The organism is Pseudobdellovibrio exovorus JSS (assembly GCF_000348725.1).
In the GTDB taxonomy this organism is placed as follows: domain Bacteria; phylum Bdellovibrionota; class Bdellovibrionia; order Bdellovibrionales; family Bdellovibrionaceae; genus Pseudobdellovibrio; species Pseudobdellovibrio exovorus.
The window spans coordinates 1,040,312-1,063,511 of the sequence record NC_020813.1 but is presented as its reverse complement, the minus strand read 5'-3'; the positions used below and the strand labels follow the sequence as shown (position 1 = coordinate 1,063,511).

The following is a 23,200-nucleotide window of genomic DNA, read 5'->3' as shown; positions in this document are numbered from 1 at the left end:
ACTAAACCTTTCTTTTAAACTTTCCTGTAAAAAGATAGTTCATCACTAAACCTGTTAAGAAGCTGGCTACTTCCATCGTCGTCTGCGTTTCACTTTTTCCTAAACGTAACTCTAGCTGTGTACAGCGCTCGACAAGTCTTCTTACTAATTTATCGATAGTGAATTTTCTTTCACTAGTCGCCCATGCGACTGAAGTCACAATTGCTTTACGATTACGATTCATAAAGCGTCCTGCTGAAAACTCACGTTTTGAAAGACTTTCGTCTCCATTAAAAATCTTCCGAAGATCACTATCGTAGAAATCAGGATACTCATCTGCCTGCTCACGACGGCGCTTTTGATAATATTTATCCAGTGTTGTCGTTAAGTTCTTCACCGAACTCGGAAGGCGACCTTTTTCGGAATGGTCTTTCAGTTTCACGCTTTCTTGCGCTAAACTTTGCATATACTCTAATTTACCAAGTGCTACAGGCCATCTGCCGTACTCTTTCTTCCAATCGCGATTGGGATCAAGCCATACGGCAAAGGTTTCTGCAAAATCCTCATCAGGGTGAGCCTGCGCATACCAGTTATCTAAGTGCTTCACATAGCTTTTACTGTAAGGTTGTGGTCTATACGTATCGGGTTGATATTCTTCGTTTGGAGAACCAAAAACCTGATGCCATTTTTTTCTTTTAGAAAATCGATAGCAATGGTCAAAGCAATGACCAGCTTCGTGGCGCAGAAGCCGCATGAACCACTCTGCATTTCCACCTTCTACGTCTAACATCAAATTTTTCTCTAGACTCTTAAGTCGGCTGTGAGCCAAATAAAATGGAATCGAGATCGCGTTCATTCCCTCAGGGCTAAACCACTCATCCCCTAGAAAGATCTGAGGACGAAAACTAAGACCTTTCGCTTCCATTTCGGCATAAAGCTGCTTCACACGCTCTTCAACCTCTGTCCCCGCAATGGAAAGCTTCAGGTCTTTAAAACGAAATTTTAAAATTTCTTCGTCTGTATAATTGGACCAGTCTGGCGCCACTGTCGATGTCGTCATCGATTTTGCTGATACTTCGCTGCCTTTTGCCATAGAGTCAGTATCAAAGAAGCTTCCACTTAAGTAAAGCTGCTTTCAATACAACATCAAGGGGAAACCCCATTTTCGTCTAGAGAAATTCTTTATTTTCTACCAGATTTATTCTTTTGAACCTTGTAGGCAATCGAACTGGCAAGAAGTGTCTTAACAAGATCGCCCGGTAAAAATGGAAATAGTCCTGCCATCAGCAGGCTTTCTTTCGGTAGAAAAATAGAGAGAACCAATAAACCGAATGTAAAAGTAATTACACTTCCAATGAAAGCGGCTAAGTAGGATGTCCACCACTTCCGTGTCCAACCTTTATCCGCCAAGGCTCCCATACCATATGCAGCCACAACCATTCCAAACAAGTACCCCATTGTCGGCCCCATCAATAAGCCTGATTTTCCTAGCGCAAAGACAGGAAGCCCCAATCCCCCAAGCCCGATATAACCGAGCACCACCAAAACAGCGCGCTTACGCCCCCAAAGTAATGCCATCAGAGCCACACCAAATGTCTGCCCCGTAATAGGAACTGGCGTCCATGGTAAAAAGAAAGTGATTTGTGCCAATAGACTTAGCAAAGCCACGCCACCCAATAAACATAAAGCATTATCACGTAACGTATTACCTCGTTGAATAATAAAGTTCGGAATTAAAGATAACTCTTGAGTCGCTACTTGCATAATGGTGCTCCTGACTTTTACAGCTAAAAACGGCTTACTGATTTTATAACATAAAGAAGAAAAATTTGAACTGATATTTACTCGCTGGCTAATTTCAGCTCAGCCAAAATTTCCACACCGAATTTTTCTATTTTGGCTTCGCCAATGCCATATACATTTTGCAGTTCATCTAAACTCTGCGGATTGATTTGTGCTAATTCTCGTAGGGTTTTATCTCCAAAAATAACAAAGGCTGGAACATCCAGTTCATTGGCTTTATTTTTACGCCAGTCCTTTAAAGCCCTAAACACCAATTGTTGTTCAGGGGTCAACTCTTCACCGACTACGAATTTATACTTCTTACTCGAATTCTTAACTAATTTAACAGAGTTATTTCTTTCTGACAGAACCTCTAAAATTTTTCGGTTCGATTGTGGGTCACAAATATCGCAATGACCGCAGCGTTTAAGTCTTTGCGCATCTTTGTAATAGGTTAGAATCTCGGCATGACGACATTCCCCGCCCTCTGAGTACTCGACAAGAGCATCCAAATTACGCCACTTAAGATCTTTGATTTCAGGTCTTGCGTCAGAGTTTGTGATAAAATAAGACTGAAGCCCTTTATCTCGCTTTGAATATAACATCAAGCACGTCGATGGATTGCCGTCACGGCCCGCTCGGCCCATTTCTTGGTAAAGCGCATCGATATTAGCTGGCATTTGATAATGCACCACTAAGCGCACATCCGGCTGATCTATTCCCATACCAAAAGCATTCGTAGCAACTAAAATACGAAGCTCTCCGTTCACATAAGATTCTTGCACACGAGTGCGCTCTTTTGTCCCCAAACCTGCATGGTAGTAGTCGACGTTTTTAAATTTGCTTTGTAACATTTCGGCAACTTCTTCTGTCACTTTACGAGTGCCGCAATAAACTAAAATGCGTCCTTCAGGAAACTGCTTAATACTTTGCAATAACCAATCATCTTTGATGTCTTCATTTTCACAGCTTTCCACTTGATAGTACAAATTTGGTCTATAGAATCCATGCACCAGTCGCTGTGGCTTTACCATGTTCAGATTTTTTGAGATGTCATCCAGTACTGTTGGCGTTGCCGAAGCTGTTAACGCCAGAACAGGCACATCCGGACGCAGTTTTTTTAAAATTTTTAATTCTGAGTATTCCGCGCGAAAGTCATGTCCCCACTGTGATACACAATGGGCTTCATCCACGGCAAAAAGAGCAAGAGGACGCTGAAGGATCCATTTTTGAAAACCCTCTTTTTGTACACGTTCCGGTGACAAATACAGAACAAAAACTCCGCCCTGATTGATTTGGGAAAATACTAATCTTTTTTCATCTTCACTTTGGCCAGAAAATAAGGCTCCGGCCGGAATACCTTTTTTCTGTAGAGCCGACACTTGATCTTTCATCAGTGCAATCAGTGGTGAAATCACAATCACTAATTTATTTAGGTAGACTGCTGGAAGCTGATAACACAAAGACTTCCCTCCGCCTGTCGGAAGAACAGCCAATGTGTCTTTATTGGTTAACACGGATTGAATAATATCTTGCTGCCCTAGGCGGAATTGCTCGAGATTAAATGATTTTTTAAGTTGAGCGTGCAAGTCCATAGAGCTTTTAAAACTTCACTCCATTTTCATAATAATGATCTGGTGGAAGATTGGCGAATACCACCGCAATATACTCAGAGGTGGTGTGCTGTCGAACCAAATCGGTCACCTTTTTGGCAGCAGCATCACGAATTTCAGAACCACGATCAAACCACAGAAACTCAATCATCGGGTCCCCTTCACCATCTGGTAATGATTTTCCATGACGATAAAAAGTGGTGGCTATTTTTTCGATCGTAAAATTATCTTCCGGTGTGTTTAAGATCTTCGCTAGCTCAGTTGGAAGTGATGCACTTAAATCTTGAACAGCAGAATCACTTAAAGAGCGAATACGTATATGGGGCATAATTAAAACCTATCCGCACGGAATGGCTTTGGATCTATATCAGGAGTTTTTCCCAGCGCCAGATCCGCAATCAATTTTCCAGTACCAGTTGCAGATTGAAGTCCTAGCATCTGGTGACCCGTCGCTAATAACAAATTCGGATATCGAGCTGTCCGACCGATGACCGGAACACCATCCGGAGTGCACGGACGCAGCCCACGCCAAATTTCGTGATAGCGAATCGTCTCGGGCACATTCATAAATTCCCGTGCGCCGCGAACAATCGCCTCTACCCGCCGAGTCGTGAAGGTCTCATCCTGATTAACGAGCTCTAGTGTTCCAGCTAAGCGCAGAGTTCCATTACGCGGAGTCACCGCTACTTTCTTTTCGACTAGCATCATCGGACGCTGCGGATTTACCTCAAGCGGGTCCGTGATAATGGCGTAACCCTTTCCACCGAGTACTGGAATTTTCAGCTTCAGTGTTTGCCCCAGATGATGGGACCAAGCCCCCGTTGCTAATACAAATTGATCGGCTTCAAAAATCCCGCGCGTGGTGCGAGCGGAGGCAATGCCTTTTGGTGAAAGTTGGAAATCAATCACTTCTGTTTTCGGCAAAATAACTGCGCCCAGTTTCTGCGCCTCGTGCGCTAAGGTTTGCGTCACCTGCAATGGTTCGGCATGGGCTTCTTGACTGAAGAAGACACTGCCCTTGATTCGCTTCGTTAGCGAAGGCTCAAACGCGCGGGTCTCGTCTTCCATCATTAATTTCCCAGGGATTCCGTTACGGGAAACCAGTTCCATCTCTTGACGTGCATATTTTAACCCGTCATGGGACTGCGCCACCATCAACAGACCTTTTTGTTCAAACGAAAACGACTTGTCGGTTTTCGCTGCCAGCTCCTGATAGAGCTTTAAACTTTGAACTGAAATTTGCGTGAGTGCATCGACAGAAGAGAGCATTTTTTTCTGAGTCATCGACGCCATAAAAGAAAGAAGCCAACTGATCAGTGTCGGATTTAATTCGGGTTTGATATACAACGGGCTTTCCGGATCGAGTAACCATTTAAAAGATTTTAACAACATCCCCGGCATCGGCAGAGGCATAGCAAAACACGGCGTGATCCAACCGGCATTTCCGTAAGAACAACCATAACCCGGCTCGAACTTGTCGATCACGACGACTTTTGCTCCGGCACGACTGAGTTCATAAGCACAGGCCAACCCGATCACTCCGGCCCCGACGATCAGAACATCTGCTTTTAAATTGGAAACTTCATTTGCTGCCATAATTTGATTACATCACCTAAATTGTTATGGACTGATTGAAGCACAGTTGGGATATGGGGACAATCAATCCCAACCAAGACGCATGTTCGAAATTTTGGATAGGGAATTATTTGGAGGTGACGGAGGGACTTGAACCCCCGTAAAAGCTTTTGCAGAGCCTTGCCTAACCCCTCGGCCACGTCACCATCTCGAAAGGTAAGAACTAACCTAAAAGACAAGTGATTTTAAGTCAACTCATGCCCTTTTCTAGCTCCTCAAATGGGCGAAGCGTCCAGCTTTCAGCCCTATTATAGTCCCCGTTATTAAGCTGAACCCCCTTCAATCCGCTTGTTCCTTGAGCACTTGAAGAGAGTCTATCCAAAGCATAGACTGTGGCTATCCGGCGCAAGTAGTTCCGCCTACGGGTATTGAGATGGCGATAATACGATTCTAGTAGCCCCACGTCCCGAAATGACTGTTGACCGCATTGACTTAAAAAGCGCCGGACTCTTTGAATCCTCTGTAGAATCTGATGCCCTGTGATCTGTCTTTTTACCATGGGCTTAACAAAGTATAAAATCCCAAACCGCTCAACGAGTGGCCCTGAAAGACGTTCCACATAACGCCGACAGCGCGTTCTAGAAAAACGACAGCTCAGTTGAACCTTAAATGGTGTCCACTGCCCACAGGGACACAGATTAGTCGTCGCCACCACTTGCACCTGCAACGAAACCTCCCGCACCGCTGAAGCTCGGGTCAATCTTAAGGTGCCTCCCTCCATCGGCCCCCGCAGACTTTCTAATACGTCCGCATCGAATTCTAAAAACTCATCTAACAAAAGCATTCCACCAATAGAGCGCTCGAGCTCGCCTTCATAAAGATTTCCACCTCCACCCAAAAAGGCGGCGGGAGTGATGCTGTGGTGCGGGGCTACTAACGGCCGCCACTGATCTTCGCTCAGACGGACATTCTCCTCTGGCTCCCGAAGAAAAGATCTTAATGAATGGGCTAAAGTGGTCTTACCTGCTCCTGAGTCTCCGGCCAGAAGGACATGTAAACCACTTGTCGCCGCTAAAAATAAAAACTCTGCTTCCTCTTCAGAATAGAGTCTCTCTAAACCTTTTTTCGGACGCTGATACACTCTGTCCTGTGAAGTGAAATGAATTTCACCACTATTCAAACTTTCCAGTCTGTAGCATTTCGGCACTCCACTGCCTTTACCCGTCAATACCATTTGATCATTTAAGATAAATAGATTTTGCACCAGATCCGAAGGCTCATAGATACTGCCATCCAAGCCCAGCTCTCCGTACAAAACCCATGACGTATCAACACGTGATGACTCGATCTGGCCTGTTTTCAATAAAATCCCGAGAGCCACAGCCAGCTCTACTCCGCGTGAACTTTTACGTAAGTGATTCGGCTTAATATTCACAATGATCTGATTTGTCAGCGGGAATTTATAGCCCGAGTTTTTTAAAGCGGACTTAATTCTATAAAAACTTTCTTTTATGAGCCTATCGGGAAGACCTAAGAAATGTATTTGAGGAATCCCTGGAATCAATTCGATCTCGACTTCAGCAACTTCTAATTTAGTCCCGTTTTGAATTAAAGACTTCAGCTTCATGTGTATCGCCGATGCAAATCTGGAACGTCAGTTGTGAGCTTTTTAATTGTATCTTATAAGCTGAAAGATTCGAGCTTCGGATTAACCCGAAAAATCTTTGATCTTCGATAGCGGATGATGCTCATCAATCGCCTTTGTCGCTGTGTTCGTCGTTACAGCCGTATAAACCTGCGTAGTTTGAATGCTGGCGTGCCCTAACATCACTTGGATGGAACGCAAGTCGGCTCCACCTTCTAGTAAAGCTGTGGCACAACCATGACGGAATCTATGCGGATGAACAGGTTCATCAAATCCCGCCTTAGCTGACCATGAGGCAAGCCAACGCCAAATGTCCACACGTGAAGGACGATGACCACGATCATTCAACAACAAAGCTGCATTTGATTTGTTGTCCATCATCAGTTCAGAGCGATGATTTTTTAAATACTCTTCTAAAGCATTGTAAAGTGTGTCTGTCAGAGGAATCAGTCTTTCTTTTGAACCTTTTCCTAAAACCTTCACCCATCTTTCAGTCGGAGAAAAATCATGTAAGCTTAAACCAATCAGTTCACTTACACGACAACCTAAGCCATACAAAAATAAAAGCGTCAGTTGATTACGGGCAGTTCTAGCTTCACCCTCCACAGCACAGGCGCGAAATAACTTTTCAAACTCTTCAACACTCACCGCTTTAGGTAATCCCGTTTTAACTTTCGGTGGACGTAGTTCACGTAAGTCAGGACACTTCATTCCTTTAGACTCACAGAACTTCAAATAGGTTCTTACGCTGCTGATCACACGGGCCTGCGAACGAGTGGAAAGACCTTCCTTTTTCATGAAGTCAAAAAACTCAATTACTCGCTTACTTTTTTCAGTAAATTTTTTGTAAAGCTCAAGATCACGGCGATAGGCCATCACGGTATTTTTAGAACGCCCGCGCACATTCTGTAAGTCATCAAAGAAGTCGATCCAAAGTGAGTGGTCCATTTGTATTTATAATGAATTTAAAAACGATTTTACACAAGCTTAAAAGCAAAAACCCCAACAAGATTGGCTCTTCTTATTGGGGTTTTTATCGGAGATCATTTAACTGTATAATTTAGCTGTAATAAGTTAACTCTACTTACTAGTAGATCGTTAACTGAGCACCGTGACAGTAGATACCATTCACTTGCTCGATCACTAAGTAACCTTGGATGCGGCTAGAGCTAGTGCTTGAACCACCACCCCAGTAGCCGTAACCATAATCAGAAGCTTGCGCCTGATTAACTACAGCTGTCAATGTAGCAGGACCTGTGATTAATAATTTCAATCCAGAAACCTGACCTTGATTCCACTGACCAACAGTTTGTGTTGTCAGCGTGTAAGTTCCAGCAGGAAGTGGACAGAAACCTAAGTTAGTAGCTGTGCTCACGTTAACCGTTCCCGCGGCACTTACTTGACCAGAATAATTCATCGCAGGGGATGCCCATTGATTATAATTCTGTCCGTTATTCATTGTGTTCGTATTTTGACCCGAGAAGCTCCAAGCAATCGTGAACGCAGACATGTAGCTCCATCCTTGTGTTCTGTAGGCCTGTGTCTGGGCACTAAAGAATGGATAACCTGTGATATTTTCGCAGTTCACACAACTTTGAGTGTAGGCGTTGATTGGTGTGGTGTTGTTATTCTTATTTCCACACGCAGCCAGCGTCATCATCAAGGCTGTAGCCAACAGCGTCCCTTTGATTGTTTTTAGTAAGATATTCTTTTTCATAAGCTTCTCCGATTTCGACTTATACCATGATTCTTATTTATTTAAAATTTTAATTTATATTAAAAGCCTGCTTCACATTAACATTTGTAAAAGTTCCAAGAAGTGTATAACCCGCTTCCACACCTGGTGCCAAACCGCACTTAGTCTGGATCACGTTCGAGCGACAATCATTGTCACCTGCGTATATATGCCAGCACGAGCGATACGGATTATTCTTAACTTTGGCAAAGTTTTTGAAGTACACAGAGCCCTTATATTTTACATTAAGAGGCTCTGCATCATTACCCCCACCTGACACCACTTCTGGCTCAAGAGAGATAACTAAGGCACCAAATGAGTCCTCATAGAAACCTGTGTACACAGTTTTGTTTTCAAAGTTGAACCAGAAATTGTACTCAGATTGCAGACTGTTATTATCATGCATTCCTTTATAAGTCGGATTGCGACCTGTACCTGCATCAAAAGTTCCTGTGCGCAAAACACCATTATCATAGTAGCTGATCGTCACAGTTCCACCGTAGCGACCATCGGCCACATGCGCGAAGTTCAAATTGATCTTAATGTTTTGTGGATTATTCAATCCTACAAAGTTTCCTGGGATACTGGTGTACTGACTCATCGCTTGATAAGTCGTCACTAGATCAGTAGTGAAACCTGAAGAAAAGGTCGGAACCCCATTGCTTGCATTCGGATCGATAATGACCGGATTTTCTCCGCCGATTGCACTTGTATTTACATTACCTGTCGAGTTTGAGCGGGATTTTGAGCAACCGACACTCATCAATCCTAGAGCCATCATAGATGTGATAAGTATTAATTTTTTCATAAAACCTTCCTTTATATACAGATGTATATAGCGAAGGCCGTGCCAGAAGTTTCTTTTTTTATAACCTATTGAAATCACTATGACTTCATTCTGTATGACTCAGAATGAGACGTCTAATCTTTAGCTATTCTGTAACAAGGGACGAAAAGTGCTAACACCTCTCTCAGTTCGAGACAGCTTCAACACTCTTTACAAAGCTTAAATAGGTCTGATTTCTTTCGATTTTTGCACGTGGATAGTAGTGTTTTAGAACCTGTACGTAAGTTCTTCCCGCTTTAACTTGATCTCGTGTTCCCCACTGACACAATCCCGCTCCGTGACCGAAACCCTGCCCTGAGATTTTAACGGATGAGTCTGCACTTAATTCGATTTTATTTATCGAACTGCGCAAATTAAAAAAGCCAAACATCTCTCGTAATCGCTGTACTGACACAACTAGCGAACCAATCTTAATCACTTGGGCCTGAGGCGCAAAATAACTTCGAGTTGCCAGCTCTTGTTCCTTAATTTGCAATTTACGAGAGAACTCACCCAAGTCCATTTCATGACTCCAGCGATGGGAAAGACGACTTGCACACCAAGGATCTTTCGCCGTCCCTGAATTATACTCACCACTTCCCCAAACCGAAGACGCATCTACTGTGTGCCCACCACAATCCGCATGATAATAGGCTTTCAGAATACCACCCGTTTGTTTTTTAAGAACGACACCATCTGTAGCCAGCACCGCGGCACGGGCTTTTTTCGAAGACTGCGGACGATAAACCTGATCTAGATGATCGCCGTCAAGATGGTAAATTTGATTTTGTCTTTCCGCAATTCGCGATAGCGCGTAAGAGCGCGCCACGACAGCCTGCGCTTTCAACGCCTCTAGCGGCCATGACGATGGCATTTCACCCGTGACCACTCCGGCTAAATACTCGTTAAACTCAACGAGTGAAATCACATCAAATTTTCCATTGGATTTTTGGTGAATTAAGTTACTGGTCGCAAGAGGCTTCCCGTCTATCATCAACGAGTCACCATTCAGGCTCCATATACGAGGAGATATTTTTTTTAATTGAACCTGCTGCAATTCAGGGAAAGTCGAAAGATCCGCCAAGACACGAATACGTATCAATGCAGGAGTCTCTGCAGCAAAACTCTGCAAAGACAAAAAGGTAGCACACAGAAGAAACACAAGATGAAATACATGGTGCATGCTCTTTGATTTTGATTTTTTATAACACTTTAGACTAGGTAATATTTGCCGCTAACCGCTATTTCAATCCCAAGGTCTAGTTGGCCTGCCGACTAAAAAAGCGAATGACCTTTTGTAAATCATCCCACGCCTGCTTTTTGAAGGCTGCATTTTTTAATAGGAAACGCGGAGAATGTGTCACCAACACGGTCTCACCTGTCGGTATCCGTGGTAAAGATGCACCCAGATGATCAACAAAGTGAACTGTGAACTCCGCCTCGCATGACGCTGAAATTTGACTATCCACCGCTTGCACTTGGCTAAGATCAATTTTAAGTGCGGCAATCATCTTGTTAAGCAATTCTGTTTCGTCAGCGCTGTAACTGGAAAGACCTTCAACCAAGAAAATAAGCGGAGATTTAATCTGCTGACTGCTGGCCTGTTGACTCGCTTGATCTATCAAGACTGTCTTGATTCCCAAAACATTTTCAAGATAGCTAAAATAATCTTCTTTTTCCGACATAAGTTGGTTTAATCACACATCATGACACTTGTCCACCAGAAGAACGTGACTCTTAGCTACCCAGAACACTTGTCGCAACTAAGACAATAGAATAATCTGTGAAGATGAAAAGCAAAGAAGAAATAGTAGAAAATTGGCTTCCCCGCTACACGGGTGTGCCTCTTAATGAGTTCGGTGAATACATCCTTTTAACTAACTTTAATAACTACGTCGAAATGTTCGCAGAACAATTTAACGTGCCTATTAATGGCTTAGATCGCCCCATGAGAAGTGCTACAGCGGAAAACATTACCATAATCAATTTTGGCATTGGTTCTGCCATGGCCGCATTGATTATGGATTTGTTATCAGCAATCGCACCCAAAGCTGTTTTGTTCTTGGGAAAATGCGGTGGTTTAAAACGCAAAAACCAACTGGGCGATTTAATTCTTCCTTTAGCCGCCATTCGCGGAGACGGAACTAGCAACGACTACTTGCCTCCTGAAATTCCAGCTCTGCCTTCATTCCGTATGCAGCGTTCAGTTTCATCTATGATTATTAAGCACAATCTAGATTACTGGACAGGCACGGTGTACACCACCAATCGCCGCGTGTGGGAACACGATGAAAACTTCAAAGACTATTTAGTGCGTACACGTGCGATGGCAATCGACATGGAAACAGCAACACTGTTTACAGCAGGTTTTGCGAATGACATTCCCCGTGGAGCTTTGTTACTTGTCAGCGACAATCCGATGATTCCGGAAGGGATTAAAACTGAGCAGTCAGATAAAAAAGTAACTGAACAGTTTGTAAATAATCACTTGTCTGTGGGAATTGATTCTTTACGCGAACTTCGCGACTCTGGGGAATCCGTCAAACACTTAAGATTTGAGTAGGTCCTCACTTTTATCTTCATCTGAACCTGATTCTGCTTCATTCAATTGAAGCAGAATTCTTTCCGCAAGAACGCGGTTGAAACTACGAAGAGCCGCAATTTCATCCACCTCTGCCTGTCTGATTTCATCAATCGTTTGAAATTTTTGTAGCAGAATTTTTTTGCGCTTTTCACCTAATCCAACAACGTAGTCCAATTCGCTTTCTAACGAATTCTGCTCACGTAGTTTTCTGTGATATGTAATAGCAAACCGATGGGCTTCATCACGAAGACCTGTTAAAATTTGATAGGCCTCGCTATTGGTTTTAAAGACTACAGGATTGGACCGATTTGGTAGAAAAAATCTTTCCTCTGTCGATTGCACTTCGTCTGATTTAAAGTCAGATAGCGTTCGTGCTTTAGCCAGCCCCACCACCGGAATATGAGTCTTGCCGATTTCTTCTAAAATCTTAACAGCCATCGAAAGCTGACCTTTACCACCATCGACAACGATAAGCTGTGGCTCTTCATACTCTTCATGTGCGAATCGTCTTTTTAAGACCTCGTACATAGAAGCAAAATCATCTATTCCAGATACTGTTCTGATTTTGTAACGGCGATAGTGATCGCGGGATGGGACACCATCTTCGAAAACCACTTGGCTGGCCACTGTTTCACTTCCCTGAAAGTGCGAAATATCAAAACACTCGATGCGTGTAGGTCTATTCGGCAAATGTAATTTCGCCTGAATTTCATCTAATCCTTTTTTCTTTTCCTCGTCTTTTGAAACGTACTTATCGAAATGGGCTTTGGCATTCTGTGTGGCCATTTCCACTAAAGCCTGCCCTTTATTGTCTGTAGCAAATCGTACAGCTACAACTTGATCTGAACGCTCTTTTAGAACATCTTGCAATAACTTATGAATATCACCACCCAGATCAGTTCCTAAAAGAACCTCATCGGGGATAAAATTATCTTCGTAGTATTGATTCAAGAACGAAGCGAGCCACTCGCGCGGATCTTCGTCTGGACTTAAAGGATTAATGTTAGGTAAAAAGTGAGGTCTGTGTCCAATCACTCGGCCGCTACGCACGTGAAGAGTTTCAACCAAGACTCCACGCTCGTCACCATAATAGCTGACCACGTCTTGATCTTTTTCAGATAGTTCATTGATGACAGTTTGCTTTTCGATAATGTTTTTAATAGCAAACATCGAATCGCGCATCTTTGCTGCCACTTCAAATTTTTCCTCATCGGCAGCCTGCTTCATCTTTTTTTCTAAGTCTTTAATCAGTTTTTTACTACGTCCTTTTAGAAAGTCTTTCGCCCCTTCCACATCTGAACGATAGTCTTCTTTCGAAATCAAATTCACACATGGGGCCGTACAACGACCAATCTGATGTGTCATACAAGGGCGAGTTCTTGTTTTAAACATATGATCTGTACAATCGCGAATTTTAAAAAGACGATTTAAAAAACGAATGGTCCCAAATACCGCCCCGCCGGATGTATAAGGGCCAAAGTAAAGACTCCCATCACGTTTCACTTTTCTAGAAAGATACAGGCGCGGAAAGTCATCTTGCCATGTTAATTGTATGTAGGGGTAGGTCTTATCATCTTTAAGACGTATATTGTATTTTGGACGATGCTTTTTAATAAGTGAAGCTTCTAGCAAAAAGGCTTCGACCTCGGTTTTCGTCAGCAAGTATTCAATTTCATGTATGTTGTGAACCAAGGCGCGGGTTTTGGCTGAATGATCTCTGGAATCTAGAAAATAACTCTTCACACGGCTGCGAATATTCTTAGCCTTGCCCACGTAGATGATCTTATCCGATGAACTCTTCATCAGATAAACCCCACTCTGAGTTGGGAAGTCTTTTATTTTCTCTTTCAGAAAATCAAATTGATTCGACATGAAATCTTATGTTTCACTCCCCGTTGAGGTTCTGTCTTGCTCTGCGCCCTCGCGAATTTGCAGTTCTAAAATCTCAAGACGTTTAATTTCATCACGTACAGAGGCCGCCTCTTCAAACTCTAACTCCGCAGATAATTTTTTCATTTTATCGCGCAGCTTAGTGATTTCGTCCTGAATCTTATTCGGCTTTTCAGCAAACTTTTTTAACTGCTGAGCTGTTTTATCTTTTACGCCTTGGACCTGATGCGTACTTAACGTGCCATCAAACATTTCCCCAATACCCTCGCGGATTTTCTTTTTGATGGTTTTCGGAGTAATCCCATGAACTTCATTATACTCCATTTGTAGTTTTCTTCTGCGGGCCGTTTCATCCATGGCCTTTTGCATAGATTGCGTGATGCGATCCGCGTAAAGGATCACACGTCCTTCTGCATTCCTTGCCGCACGCCCGATGGTCTGAATAAGTGAGCGCTCCGAACGCAGGAAACCTTCTTTGTCCGCATCTGTAATCCCTACCAAACTGACTTCTGGAATATCTAAACCTTCACGTAGCAAGTTGATACCAATCAAAACGTCAAAAACACCCAAGCGCAAATCCCGAATAATTTCGCTACGCTCTAATGTGTCGATATCGCTATGAAGATACTTCACTTTAATACCAATAGATTCGTAGTACTCTGTTAAATCTTCAGAAGATCTTTTCGTAAGGGTTGTGATTAAAACCCGCTCTTTTTTCTCGATACGGATGCGAATCTCTTTTAACAAATCATCCACTTGATTCTTTACCGGACGCACTTCCACGATAGGGTCGACTAAGCCCGTTGGTCGGATGATCTGTTCAACAATCAGCCCTTCTGATTTTTCTAACTCATACACCGCTGGCGTCGCTGATACATAGACCACACGATCCACCATCTTTTCAAACTCTTGGAAGCTCAGCGGACGATTATCCAAAGCTGAGGGCAAGCGAAAACCATGCTCTACTAACGTGGACTTACGCGCTCTGTCCCCTCGATACATCGCCCCGATCTGTGGAACTGTCACATGGGACTCATCAATAAATGTTAAAAAATCTTTCGGAAAATACTCTAACAGTGTGGGAGGCGGCTCACCTGGGCCGCGACCGGTTAAGTGACGCGAATAGTTTTCAATGCCAGAACAGAAACCGATCTGTTCGATCATTTCAATATCGTAATACGTTCGCTGCTCTAATCGCTGAGCTTCTAAAAACTTAATCTGCGAATTGAGTTCCTGAATGCGCTCGCGCAATTCAACCTGAATCGTTTGAATCGCTCTTTTTAAGTTTTCATCACCTGTCGTATAATGCGACCCTGGGTATATCCCCACTTGATCTAATTCTTCATAAATCTGTGCCGTTAATGGATCTATCCAACAGATACGTTCAACAAAATCACCGAAGAACTCAACCCGCAAAGCCCGCGAGTCTTCGTAGGGGGGAAAGACCTCAACCACATCACCCCGCACGCGGATATTTCCCCGCGCAAAATCGACATTATTACGCGTGTACTGAATACGAATTAATTCCCTTAAGAAATCATCGCGTTTGAGCTTTTGTCCATTCGCCACTTGAATCATCATGCCTTCATAGGCTTCTGGTGAACCCAAACCATAAATACAGGACACGGAAGATACGATAATCACATCCCGACGATCAAACAGCGAACGTGTCGCCGAGTGACGCATTTTATCTATTTGTTCATTAATGGCAGAGTCTTTTTCAATGTAAGTGTCACTAGATGGGATATAAGCCTCTGGTTGATAGTAATCATAGTAAGATACAAAGTACTCAACCGCATTACTGGGAAATAGCTCTTTAAATTCCGAGTAAAGCTGAGCGGCCAATGTTTTATTCGGAGCCAGCACCAACGCCGGCATATTCATTTGCGCAATTGTATGAGCCATGGAAAAGGTCTTACCACTTCCCGTCACACCCAATAGAGTCTGATGCTTCAGTCCCTTTTGAAAGTTTTCAACCATAGTCTCAATCGCCTTGGGCTGATCCCCAGAAGGCTTAAATGGCGACACTAGTTCAAAATTCTTTTTGTACGTCTTTGCCATAGATTAAAACCTAATTCGATCTTCCTGATAAAGACCAAAACCAAACCTCAAACAAGAACCGCGATAGTCCGTATCAATTTTTTTATTTTTAAGTTCCTGATAAAGTGTTTGCGCCACATGAGTATCTTTGGTTTCAAACGTATAAAAGTGTCCATGCACATCATAATCACGTCGCAGAAGATTTTCTTCGTTGAGGACAGGATGATTTAATTTATTTAATTCTTCACGGAAGTTTTTTTGTGAATTTTGAATAAATGAATGTATTTTAGGAACTGTTAAACCTTCTTTTTCAAATAGATCTAGGACCGCATGAAGCCTATAAAGCGCCGTAAAATCCATCGTCGATCCAGCAAATCTAAATCCATCATCTGAATAATTAACCTTATACTTAACATTAGACTCTTGACCTGCTAAATCTGAAAACCCTGCAAACCAACCCGTATAAAGAGGGCGCAGCTTGCTGTGATCTGGAACAGACATAAAGCAGCATCCCTCGCCGCCTTGAGCATACTTATAAGCCCCTGCGATATAAAAAATACGATCTTCTATGCTAGACAAATCCGTGGGAAGAGCCATAAAGGCATGATAACCATCGATGACAATTACAGTTTTAGACTGAGCAACAGATTTTACGATTCTTTCTAAATCACGTACTGCAACTCCAGAGTTAAAAAAGACCTGACTTAAAAAAACCAGGTCATATTCCTCAGATTTGATTTTTTCAATAAATCTATCTTCAAAACTATGAAAGTCTTGTGTTGAAACCTGATCTACATGGACCAAGTCACTTTCAGATAGACGCTGAATCTGCCGACGAAAACTATGAAACTCAGAATCTGTCGTCAGCACACGTATTGTTTTTTTTGGTTCAAAACAAGAAAGCACACGATAGACCAACTCATGTGTATTAGAAGCAAAGACGATATTTTGAGGTTTAGATAAATTAAGTACACGGGCTATCTGTCTTTGAACTGTGGGAATCCGATCAGAAAAGAAGTAATCCCACTTTTCGTCAACTAAACGAGCGGAGTCATCCCAATAACGTAAAACCGCATCCCGCGTTACATCTGGCCAATAATGATGGCTGTGTGAAGCATAGTGCTGACGCTCACTGTTCGCTTTTAAAAAGTATTGGTAATACTTTTTAAACATGAAAGTTCAACTGCCTTTTCACCGCTTCTGGAATTTGTGGCAAACGGCTTCTTGGAATCAAATAAGTCGACAAGTTAAAGAGATCCACAAACACACGATTGTTATCAGCAGCCCGTTTTAAGTATTGATGTCCAGAAGATCCACCTGTTCCAATTTTTGTTCCTAACATACGTTGAGCCAAAAGAGCGTGGCGATAGCGCCATGTCGTAAAGTTTTCATCTATATCCATCATCAAGCTCATCATCTGATATGGCAGCGCTAACATAGGCTCTTCACGATAAAGCAAAATAAAGAGCGCATTCAAAATCGCTTTTCGCGATAATTTTCGGCCTCCGGCACTGACGAGCTGAGCATGGGCCTCTTCATCAAAAAGGCTTTCAAAGGTTTCACGTGTCACCTTCAGGTTTTCTAGCTGCATCTGTTTTTCACGATCTGACAAATTAGCCATATTAGACTGAATAGTGGCCTCATCTTCTGAGGAAATGGCCTGAACTGTTTTTTGATATTCGTTCCAAAAATTAAAATCACCTGAAATCGTGAAAGGAGTTCGCTCTAGCCACGCCTCAAGAAGTTTTAACAAAGAAGGACTTCCTTCTAGCTCAATTAACTTCTGGCGATCTTTTTCATTTAAACGACCTAGGAAGAACTCCCGATCAATACTTTGACGATCATGTGTGTTCAAACCCAATTTAATTTCAATTTCACGAAACTGCGTGCTTTGAAATCCCGATGCGGGAATAAGAAGATTTCTAAATTCTAGGAAATCCATTGGCGTCATGCTTTCCAGAATTTCAAGCTGCGATCCAATCATCACTTGGATTTTACGGATACGCTCTAATCTTTGAACAACAGTCCCCAGTTCGTGGTCATGAACTTTACTTTGAGAAAATATTTTTAGGATTGAATTCAAGTCATGCAAAATCTGCTTAAACCACAGTTCGTAGGCCTGATGAACAACAATAAATAAAGTTTCATCGTGAGCTTCTGGGTTACTTTGATCTGCGTATTTACGACTTAATGGCTGCTGACAATCTAAAAATTTTTCCAGCATTAAATAATCGTTGTAATAAACCGGTCCCTGATTCTTATGCATAGGCTCAATCCTTTGTAGTGATTAACCCTATAATTTTAGCATTTATACAACCACTTGACCAGTTCAACCATGACCAGAGTGTCTTTTGCGCAGTACTCCAGCAAGGCATTTCTTAAGACTTCCCGACGAGCACCCGAAGTCTTGGAATCCACCATTTCAGCATAGGCTCTTTGAGCCGCCCCACCATCGGGAACAGTCATCGCCTTATAGTCAAAAACATCCCCTAAAAGGGCTGGCCCCACACTTTTGATACTAAAGCTTTCACGAAACGCTCTGTCGTAAACAGCCTCACGTAGAAGCGGTAAAGGATCTACCAAACGATCACGTATAGATTTTAGTTCTTCTTTATGATGGGGGAAATAGTCCTCTAGATCTTGAATTCGCCCAGCTTCGAACTGAGAGTAATAGGCCACCACACTGCCAACGCCACGGCAGGCCTCAATCAGTAATGGAGTTAGCTCTTCACGTGGGTCTTTATCCTCATTACACAAATATTCGTAATGTCTTAATTCAGAGTCTAAAGAGTCTAATACATGGACGCTAAACTGAAATGGTACCTGCGCAAAAGGCCCTGTTCCATCAAATCTAGGGATAGCAGAGCTCTGCGTTTCAAAATCTAAAAATACTAGTGGGAATTTCCATTTAGCCAGTTCTGAATGAATGCGCTCGCGATCAATAAACCTATTCCCAGTTTTTAAAACATTTAAAAATATCTGTTGTTGATGGTCTAACTCTGATTCTGGGATATCGTCTAACTTCAGTAGACCTTTATCGCAGAACTCCCATTTCTTTTGGCGCAAGGTAGGAATATCAAATACGCTGAGATCTGGAACTTGATTTTCAGCCCAACAATGATCTTTGAACTGGCATTCCCGTGGACGATAACAATGCTCGCCGATAGAAATTGCAGGAACCTGCTCTGCCCGTAAAGACTTAAACACCTCATTCAATCGAGGTGCTATAGAGGTGTGTAGACCTCTTAACTTATCTGTAATATCTTCTTCTACAAAAAGATTTCGCAAATCTGGATACTTACAAAGTGGGTTTAAATGCATCAGCACTATTTTTTCGATTGGCAGCCCCGCATTGGCCATAATCCAAACTTGCAAACCAACATCATCCAGATGCTCATCTTTTACTTTAGTTGTCGATTTGACTTCACGAATGATCCATCTTTGCGTTAGTGGATTATACGAAATAATATCCGCCCGCGCGTAACACCCTTTATACTCAAAGGCCGCTTCGAATATAGTTTCTGTATGAGCGCTCAATAATTCGCGCGTTTTCTTTAATGATCCGACAAAGTCAAATGCCGGATTATCGATAAGAACTCCAGACGGAAACCTTTTTCTAGCTTCTTCCGTCACATGATTTCCTTGATCAAATAAGGCCTGAAGTTCGGGTGTAACCGGAGGAATCAGCTCTTTTCGATGTACAGATAGATACAATTGCTTGTGGCATTGGTATCCCTGCATGATCTTTGTTTTACTGATAAGCTTCGGTAAATTAGCCATACCGAATTTTAACACGAGACTTGTAACGTACAATAAAAAGTATCAAAAAATACAAAGGCGCCCTCAGGCGCCTTATTCTGGCTTTGGTTTTCGGCTTTATAGAGGTCAGGCCCCTGCTGCCGATTCAATTTCGGTTCTTACATCCAAATGCCTCAAAGTCTTACGGTCATGTCGCTTTGTTTTCCACTTATCTAACCGTCTTCGTATCTGTTGCATCAACTTCATGGTGACTTCTCTTAGACCACTCGCTGTTGCCACGGCAAAGAATGGTCCATTGTAAGAACCCACTTGCAGCATTCCTTTCACAACATCATCGTTCTTTGTTTTCGTAAATGTCGCCTTCACAGTAGAACCACTTGGTAATTCCTCTTGAATTTCATTTATGATTGCATCGATAAAACTTTTTGTATGTTCTGATGGGTTAAAATTATGATATTGAACAGCAACATTACTTTTGCTCATATAGCTTCCTTTCAATGTTGTAAGTTTTTTGAAACTAAGTAATTAAATTAACTCGTTAACTCACGATTAAATTTTAAAATTACCTAGTACGCGTTAGCAGATCGTGGCGAAAATCCACAGAAGAGTTTCGCTGCAGAGTGATATTTATTATCATGCATGCACCTCCTTCTACAGTGAAGGTGTGTTCAGAATGAAAACTGTCAAGGTGATGAACAAAAAAATTCTGTCTAGACTTAAGATCTATATTTGCTTTTCAAATCAAAATAAAAAGGGGCTGTTCCTCTAAACAAACAGCCCCTTAAATATTATATCAATATTATGTCGATTATTTCTTTTTTATTTGCAGAGAACTACTTAATAACTTCCCAAAAACTTCCCTGTGGAGTGTCGCTGACCGCAACACCCATATCTGTTAGTTTTTTACGTAGCTCATCCGCTCTTTCAAAATCTTTTGCAGCGCGCACTTTCGCACGATCAGCCACAAGTGAATCTATAACAGACCTTTTTTGCCCCAGCTTCACTAAAAGCTGATCATCTAATTCTGTTAAAAATGTCTGTGGTGGTTCTTGAAATAAACTCAGTTGAGCCCCAAACTTTTTAATAAAGGCTAAGAACTCTTCACACTGACTGTATACCTGCGGTGTTAATTTCATCCCACGACGAATTCGCGAATTAAACTTTCTGATCACTTCAAAAACAACAGCAAAAGCCGCAGGAGTGCCAAAGTCATCGTTAAAAGCCTCTTCAATTTGTTTCCACGCTTGCTCTAGCTCTTTTTTGTATTTTTCATCTAATACCGCTATCACAGAAGAATCACTGCTTTTTACATTTTCAGCCATAGCCATAGCCGAATAGAATTTCGCTAGGCCCTGTACAGCACGATCAATAGCCTCGTCGCTAAAGTCAGCGACACTGCGATAATGAACAGACAAAATCATCCACTTGTAAATTTCAGGATGATTCGCTTTTAAGAAGTCTCGCATACTCACGACGTTTCCTAAAGACTTCGACATTTTTGTTCCACCGAAGTTCAGCATGTTGACATGCATCCAATACTTCACAAAATCGTGTCCCGAGCACCCTTCACTTTGAGCGATTTCATTTTCATGATGAGGGAACATCAAATCTAGCCCCCCGCCATGAATATCTATTTGATCTCCAAAAAGCCCTCGGGCCATAGCTGAACACTCAATGTGCCAACCCGGTCGTCCATCACCCCACGGAGACTTCCAACTTAAACCTTCACCCTCTTTTGCCGACTTCCAAAGAGCAAAGTCTAACGGGTTTCGTTTTTGTTCATTAACTTCAATACGAACACCTTCTTTTAATTCGTCTGTACGACGCCCAGAAAGCTTTCCGTAATCTTTAAAAGATTCAATAGAGTAATTCACGTCGTGACCGCTTACATAGGCCTTATTCTTTTCAATCAGCTCTGACACCATGGAAATGATCTGCGGCATGTATTCCGTCACTTTAGGATTGTGCTCATGTGGACGAAGACCTAAAGATGAAAAGTCATGTCTGTATTGCTCAATGTAAAACTCTGCCACCTCTTGAGGGTCTTTCCCTTCTTCTTGAGCACGCTTTAAAATTTTATCATCCACATCTGTAAAATTAAGAGCGTAGGTCACTTTGTACCCTAAATGCTCTAGCCAATTTCTAACAAAGTTGAAAAATACAGGTCCACGAAAATTTCCCACATGTAAATACCAGTACACTGTAGGACCGCAGACATACATAGACACTTGCCCTTCCTTCAAGGGTTTGAACTCTTCTAGTTTTTTACCAAGTGTATTGTAAACTTTTAGCATTTCTCTAAAGCTTTCTGGGCACGGGCCAATATAGAAGTCTTGTTCATAAGTGGAACTAAAATTTTAAGCTCGGCACCTTGAGGTTTACCAATCAATGCAATACGAATAGGAAAAAATAGGTTTTTTCCTTTTTGAGAAGTCTTATTCTTCACCGCATCCTGAATAGCAAGGAAATCAGCTTCCGTAAAAACTTCCGATGCATGGGCCGTCACAAGTTCCTTCCACGCTTCTAAAACAGGCTTTGTACTTTCCCACTTTAAAGCTTCTTCACTTTCAGCCGCTATTTCATATTTGCTATCATCTAAAGGTGAATAAAGTGCCACCGCGTCCGATAAGATCTCGAGATAAGGCTTAAATGTTTCCACAGACTTAACTTGCCACTCAGGATCTGTCGACAAAGATAAACCCGCCGCCATTAAAAATGGAGAGATACGCGCATAAATCTGATCATTCGGTAGCGCACGTAAGTGCTGCGCATTCATCCACTTTAACTTGACGCGATCAAAGATAGCCCCAGATGGGTTCACTCGGTCTAAGCTGAATGTCTGGCACATCTCTTCTAATGTCAGAACTTCTTTTTGTTCAGGATGTGACCACCCCAATAAAGCCAAGTAATTCACCATAGCTTCTGGCAAGTAACCATCAGTTTTAAATTGGTCGCAGGCTACAGCGCCTTTGCGCTTTGATAATTTTTGACGATCATCATCTAACACTAACGAAATATGACCAAATTGCGGTGTCTCCCAATTCATTCCTTCATAAATCATCAACTGTCTTAGTGTATTAGGAAGATGTTCTTCCGCTCGTAAAACATGGGACATCTTCATCAAGTGATCATCTACAACACAGCAGAAGTTATAAACTGGCATCCCATCTGAACGCAAAAGTACAAAGTCACCCACCATATCAGATGGGAACTTCACTTCACCGCGAATAAGATCATTCAGAATGTAATCTTTCTTAAGTTGACGCGTTTTAAAACGCACAACAGCCTTTTCACCATTTTGAATCTTTTGGCGAGCTTCTGCTAACGACATATTTTCATACGGAGACTCTACGTGCGGCTGTAACCCTTGAGCTTTCAATTTTTCACGGGCTGCTTCTAGCTCTTCATCTGTCATAAAACAGTAATAGGCTTTACCCGCCTCAAGTAATTGCAAGGCTACTTTTTGATAGATATCTTGGCGCTCGCTTTGTTTGTAAGGACCACAGTCTCCCATATCCTTTAACGTCTCTGGGTGAGGACCTTCATCCCAATTCAAACCCAACCACTTTAAATCCTGAATCATCATTTTAAGTGATTCTTCTGTTGAGCGTGCTTGATCTGTATCTTCAATTCTTAGAATAAATTTACCCTTATTCTTTTTGGCAAATAGATAATTAAATAATGCTGATCTTGCCCCACCTACGTGAAGATAACCCGTTGGACTTGGAGCAAAACGTACACGCACTTCAGAAAATGCAGAACTCATAACTTA

The 23,200-nt window shown here is 42.3% G+C and carries 20 protein-coding genes and 1 tRNA gene; 1 reads left to right on the top strand and 20 read right to left on the bottom strand.

Annotated elements, in window-relative coordinates; genetic code table 11:
- Position 1: 1 nt before the first annotated feature.
- The 12 genes from A11Q_RS05265 to A11Q_RS05210 form a co-directional block, all read right to left on the bottom strand.
- Entirely contained in the window at positions 2-1,072 is a 1,071-nt protein-coding gene (locus A11Q_RS05265) for a putative zinc-binding metallopeptidase (protein ID WP_015469755.1), read from the bottom strand.
- Positions 1,073-1,161: 89 nt separating this feature from the next.
- Positions 1,162-1,743, bottom strand: coding sequence for a biotin transporter BioY (locus A11Q_RS05260; RefSeq protein ID WP_015469754.1), 582 nt, complete (start codon positions 1,741-1,743; stop codon positions 1,162-1,164).
- A gap of 77 nt (positions 1,744-1,820) precedes the next feature.
- Positions 1,821-3,356 (bottom strand): RecQ family ATP-dependent DNA helicase, encoded by a 1,536-nt coding sequence (locus A11Q_RS05255; RefSeq protein ID WP_015469753.1) that lies wholly within the window; start codon positions 3,354-3,356, stop codon positions 1,821-1,823.
- Positions 3,357-3,363: 7 nt separating this feature from the next.
- Complete coding sequence (locus A11Q_RS05250) at positions 3,364-3,702, bottom strand: DUF1904 family protein (protein ID WP_015469752.1); 339 nt, start codon at positions 3,700-3,702, stop codon at positions 3,364-3,366.
- Positions 3,703-3,704: 2 nt separating this feature from the next.
- The gene (locus A11Q_RS05245; RefSeq protein WP_015469751.1) at positions 3,705-4,970 is read right to left on the bottom strand and encodes an NAD(P)/FAD-dependent oxidoreductase; all 1,266 of its coding nucleotides are present in this window, start codon (positions 4,968-4,970) and stop codon (positions 3,705-3,707) included.
- Between the two features lie 111 nt (positions 4,971-5,081).
- A tRNA-Cys gene (locus A11Q_RS05240) sits at positions 5,082-5,155 on the bottom strand.
- Positions 5,156-5,199: 44 nt separating this feature from the next.
- The gene (locus A11Q_RS05235) at positions 5,200-6,576 is read right to left on the bottom strand and encodes an ATP-binding protein (RefSeq protein ID WP_015469750.1); all 1,377 of its coding nucleotides are present in this window, start codon (positions 6,574-6,576) and stop codon (positions 5,200-5,202) included.
- A gap of 81 nt (positions 6,577-6,657) precedes the next feature.
- Entirely contained in the window at positions 6,658-7,542 is an 885-nt protein-coding gene (locus tag A11Q_RS05230; protein ID WP_015469749.1) for a tyrosine-type recombinase/integrase, read from the bottom strand.
- A gap of 139 nt (positions 7,543-7,681) precedes the next feature.
- Entirely contained in the window at positions 7,682-8,311 is a 630-nt protein-coding gene (locus A11Q_RS05225; RefSeq protein ID WP_015469748.1) for a hypothetical protein, read from the bottom strand.
- A gap of 49 nt (positions 8,312-8,360) precedes the next feature.
- Positions 8,361-9,137: a hypothetical protein gene (locus tag A11Q_RS05220; protein WP_015469747.1), complete on the bottom strand. Its 777-nt coding sequence runs from the start codon at positions 9,135-9,137 to the stop codon at positions 8,361-8,363.
- 163 nt (positions 9,138-9,300) lie between these two features.
- Positions 9,301-10,338, bottom strand: a complete 1,038-nt coding sequence (locus A11Q_RS05215; protein WP_015469746.1) for a SpoIID/LytB domain-containing protein — start codon at positions 10,336-10,338, stop codon at positions 9,301-9,303.
- 76 nt (positions 10,339-10,414) lie between these two features.
- A complete protein-coding gene (locus A11Q_RS05210; RefSeq protein WP_015469745.1) occupies positions 10,415-10,840 on the bottom strand; it encodes a uracil-DNA glycosylase family protein in 426 nt (141 codons plus the stop codon).
- A gap of 104 nt (positions 10,841-10,944) precedes the next feature.
- Between A11Q_RS05210 and A11Q_RS05205 the strand changes: the two genes are divergently transcribed.
- Positions 10,945-11,718 (top strand): AMP nucleosidase, encoded by a 774-nt coding sequence (locus A11Q_RS05205; RefSeq protein WP_015469744.1) that lies wholly within the window; start codon positions 10,945-10,947, stop codon positions 11,716-11,718.
- Here A11Q_RS05205 and uvrC read toward each other — a convergent pair.
- The 8 genes from uvrC to gltX form a co-directional block, all read right to left on the bottom strand.
- The gene (gene uvrC, locus A11Q_RS05200; protein WP_015469743.1) at positions 11,704-13,611 is read right to left on the bottom strand and encodes an excinuclease ABC subunit UvrC; all 1,908 of its coding nucleotides are present in this window, start codon (positions 13,609-13,611) and stop codon (positions 11,704-11,706) included. The genes A11Q_RS05205 and uvrC overlap by 15 nt on opposite strands.
- A 6-nt stretch (positions 13,612-13,617) precedes the next feature.
- Complete coding sequence (gene uvrB, locus A11Q_RS05195; protein WP_015469742.1) at positions 13,618-15,690, bottom strand: excinuclease ABC subunit UvrB; 2,073 nt, start codon at positions 15,688-15,690, stop codon at positions 13,618-13,620.
- 3 nt (positions 15,691-15,693) lie between these two features.
- Positions 15,694-16,842 carry an aminotransferase class V-fold PLP-dependent enzyme gene (locus tag A11Q_RS05190; protein WP_015469741.1) on the bottom strand — a complete coding sequence of 383 codons (1,149 nt, stop codon included), beginning with the start codon at positions 16,840-16,842 and terminating at the stop codon, positions 15,694-15,696.
- A complete protein-coding gene (locus A11Q_RS05185; RefSeq protein ID WP_015469740.1) occupies positions 16,835-17,935 on the bottom strand; it encodes a tryptophan 2,3-dioxygenase family protein in 1,101 nt (366 codons plus the stop codon). The genes A11Q_RS05190 and A11Q_RS05185 overlap by 8 nt, the downstream gene beginning before the upstream one ends.
- Positions 17,936-17,970: 35 nt before the next feature.
- The gene (locus tag A11Q_RS13425; RefSeq protein ID WP_015469739.1) at positions 17,971-19,449 is read right to left on the bottom strand and encodes a DUF2779 domain-containing protein; all 1,479 of its coding nucleotides are present in this window, start codon (positions 19,447-19,449) and stop codon (positions 17,971-17,973) included.
- Positions 19,450-19,554: 105 nt separating this feature from the next.
- Entirely contained in the window at positions 19,555-19,911 is a 357-nt protein-coding gene (locus A11Q_RS05175; RefSeq protein ID WP_015469738.1) for a hypothetical protein, read from the bottom strand.
- A 350-nt stretch (positions 19,912-20,261) separates the two neighbouring features.
- Positions 20,262-21,722, bottom strand: a complete 1,461-nt coding sequence (gene cysS, locus A11Q_RS05170) for a cysteine--tRNA ligase (RefSeq protein WP_015469737.1) — start codon at positions 21,720-21,722, stop codon at positions 20,262-20,264.
- A complete protein-coding gene (gene gltX / locus A11Q_RS05165; RefSeq protein WP_015469736.1) occupies positions 21,716-23,194 on the bottom strand; it encodes a glutamate--tRNA ligase in 1,479 nt (492 codons plus the stop codon). Before gltX ends, cysS begins: the two co-directional genes overlap by 7 nt.
- Positions 23,195-23,200 lie beyond the last annotated feature (6 nt).

What these genes read in the sequence shown, in the direction of transcription:
- A11Q_RS05265 (WP_015469755.1), bottom strand. Translation starts at nt 1,072, where the DNA reads ATGGCAAAAGGCAGCGAAGTATCAGCAAAATCGATGACGACATCGACA.
- A11Q_RS05260 (WP_015469754.1), bottom strand. Translation starts at nt 1,743, where the DNA reads ATGCAAGTAGCGACTCAAGAGTTATCTTTAATTCCGAACTTTATTATT.
- A11Q_RS05255 (WP_015469753.1), bottom strand. Translation starts at nt 3,356, where the DNA reads ATGGACTTGCACGCTCAACTTAAAAAATCATTTAATCTCGAGCAATTC.
- A11Q_RS05250 (WP_015469752.1), bottom strand. Translation starts at nt 3,702, where the DNA reads ATGCCCCATATACGTATTCGCTCTTTAAGTGATTCTGCTGTTCAAGAT.
- A11Q_RS05245 (WP_015469751.1), bottom strand. Translation starts at nt 4,970, where the DNA reads ATGGCAGCAAATGAAGTTTCCAATTTAAAAGCAGATGTTCTGATCGTC.
- A11Q_RS05235 (WP_015469750.1), bottom strand. Translation starts at nt 6,576, where the DNA reads ATGAAGCTGAAGTCTTTAATTCAAAACGGGACTAAATTAGAAGTTGCT.
- A11Q_RS05230 (WP_015469749.1), bottom strand. Translation starts at nt 7,542, where the DNA reads ATGGACCACTCACTTTGGATCGACTTCTTTGATGACTTACAGAATGTG.
- A11Q_RS05225 (WP_015469748.1), bottom strand. Translation starts at nt 8,311, where the DNA reads ATGAAAAAGAATATCTTACTAAAAACAATCAAAGGGACGCTGTTGGCT.
- A11Q_RS05220 (WP_015469747.1), bottom strand. Translation starts at nt 9,137, where the DNA reads ATGAAAAAATTAATACTTATCACATCTATGATGGCTCTAGGATTGATG.
- A11Q_RS05215 (WP_015469746.1), bottom strand. Translation starts at nt 10,338, where the DNA reads ATGCACCATGTATTTCATCTTGTGTTTCTTCTGTGTGCTACCTTTTTG.
- A11Q_RS05210 (WP_015469745.1), bottom strand. Translation starts at nt 10,840, where the DNA reads ATGTCGGAAAAAGAAGATTATTTTAGCTATCTTGAAAATGTTTTGGGA.
- A11Q_RS05205 (WP_015469744.1), top strand. Translation starts at nt 10,945, where the DNA reads ATGAAAAGCAAAGAAGAAATAGTAGAAAATTGGCTTCCCCGCTACACG.
- uvrC (WP_015469743.1), bottom strand. Translation starts at nt 13,611, where the DNA reads ATGTCGAATCAATTTGATTTTCTGAAAGAGAAAATAAAAGACTTCCCA.
- uvrB (WP_015469742.1), bottom strand. Translation starts at nt 15,690, where the DNA reads ATGGCAAAGACGTACAAAAAGAATTTTGAACTAGTGTCGCCATTTAAG.
- A11Q_RS05190 (WP_015469741.1), bottom strand. Translation starts at nt 16,842, where the DNA reads ATGTTTAAAAAGTATTACCAATACTTTTTAAAAGCGAACAGTGAGCGT.
- A11Q_RS05185 (WP_015469740.1), bottom strand. Translation starts at nt 17,935, where the DNA reads ATGCATAAGAATCAGGGACCGGTTTATTACAACGATTATTTAATGCTG.
- A11Q_RS13425 (WP_015469739.1), bottom strand. Translation starts at nt 19,449, where the DNA reads ATGGCTAATTTACCGAAGCTTATCAGTAAAACAAAGATCATGCAGGGA.
- A11Q_RS05175 (WP_015469738.1), bottom strand. Translation starts at nt 19,911, where the DNA reads ATGAGCAAAAGTAATGTTGCTGTTCAATATCATAATTTTAACCCATCA.
- cysS (WP_015469737.1), bottom strand. Translation starts at nt 21,722, where the DNA reads ATGCTAAAAGTTTACAATACACTTGGTAAAAAACTAGAAGAGTTCAAA.
- gltX (WP_015469736.1), bottom strand. Translation starts at nt 23,194, where the DNA reads ATGAGTTCTGCATTTTCTGAAGTGCGTGTACGTTTTGCTCCAAGTCCA.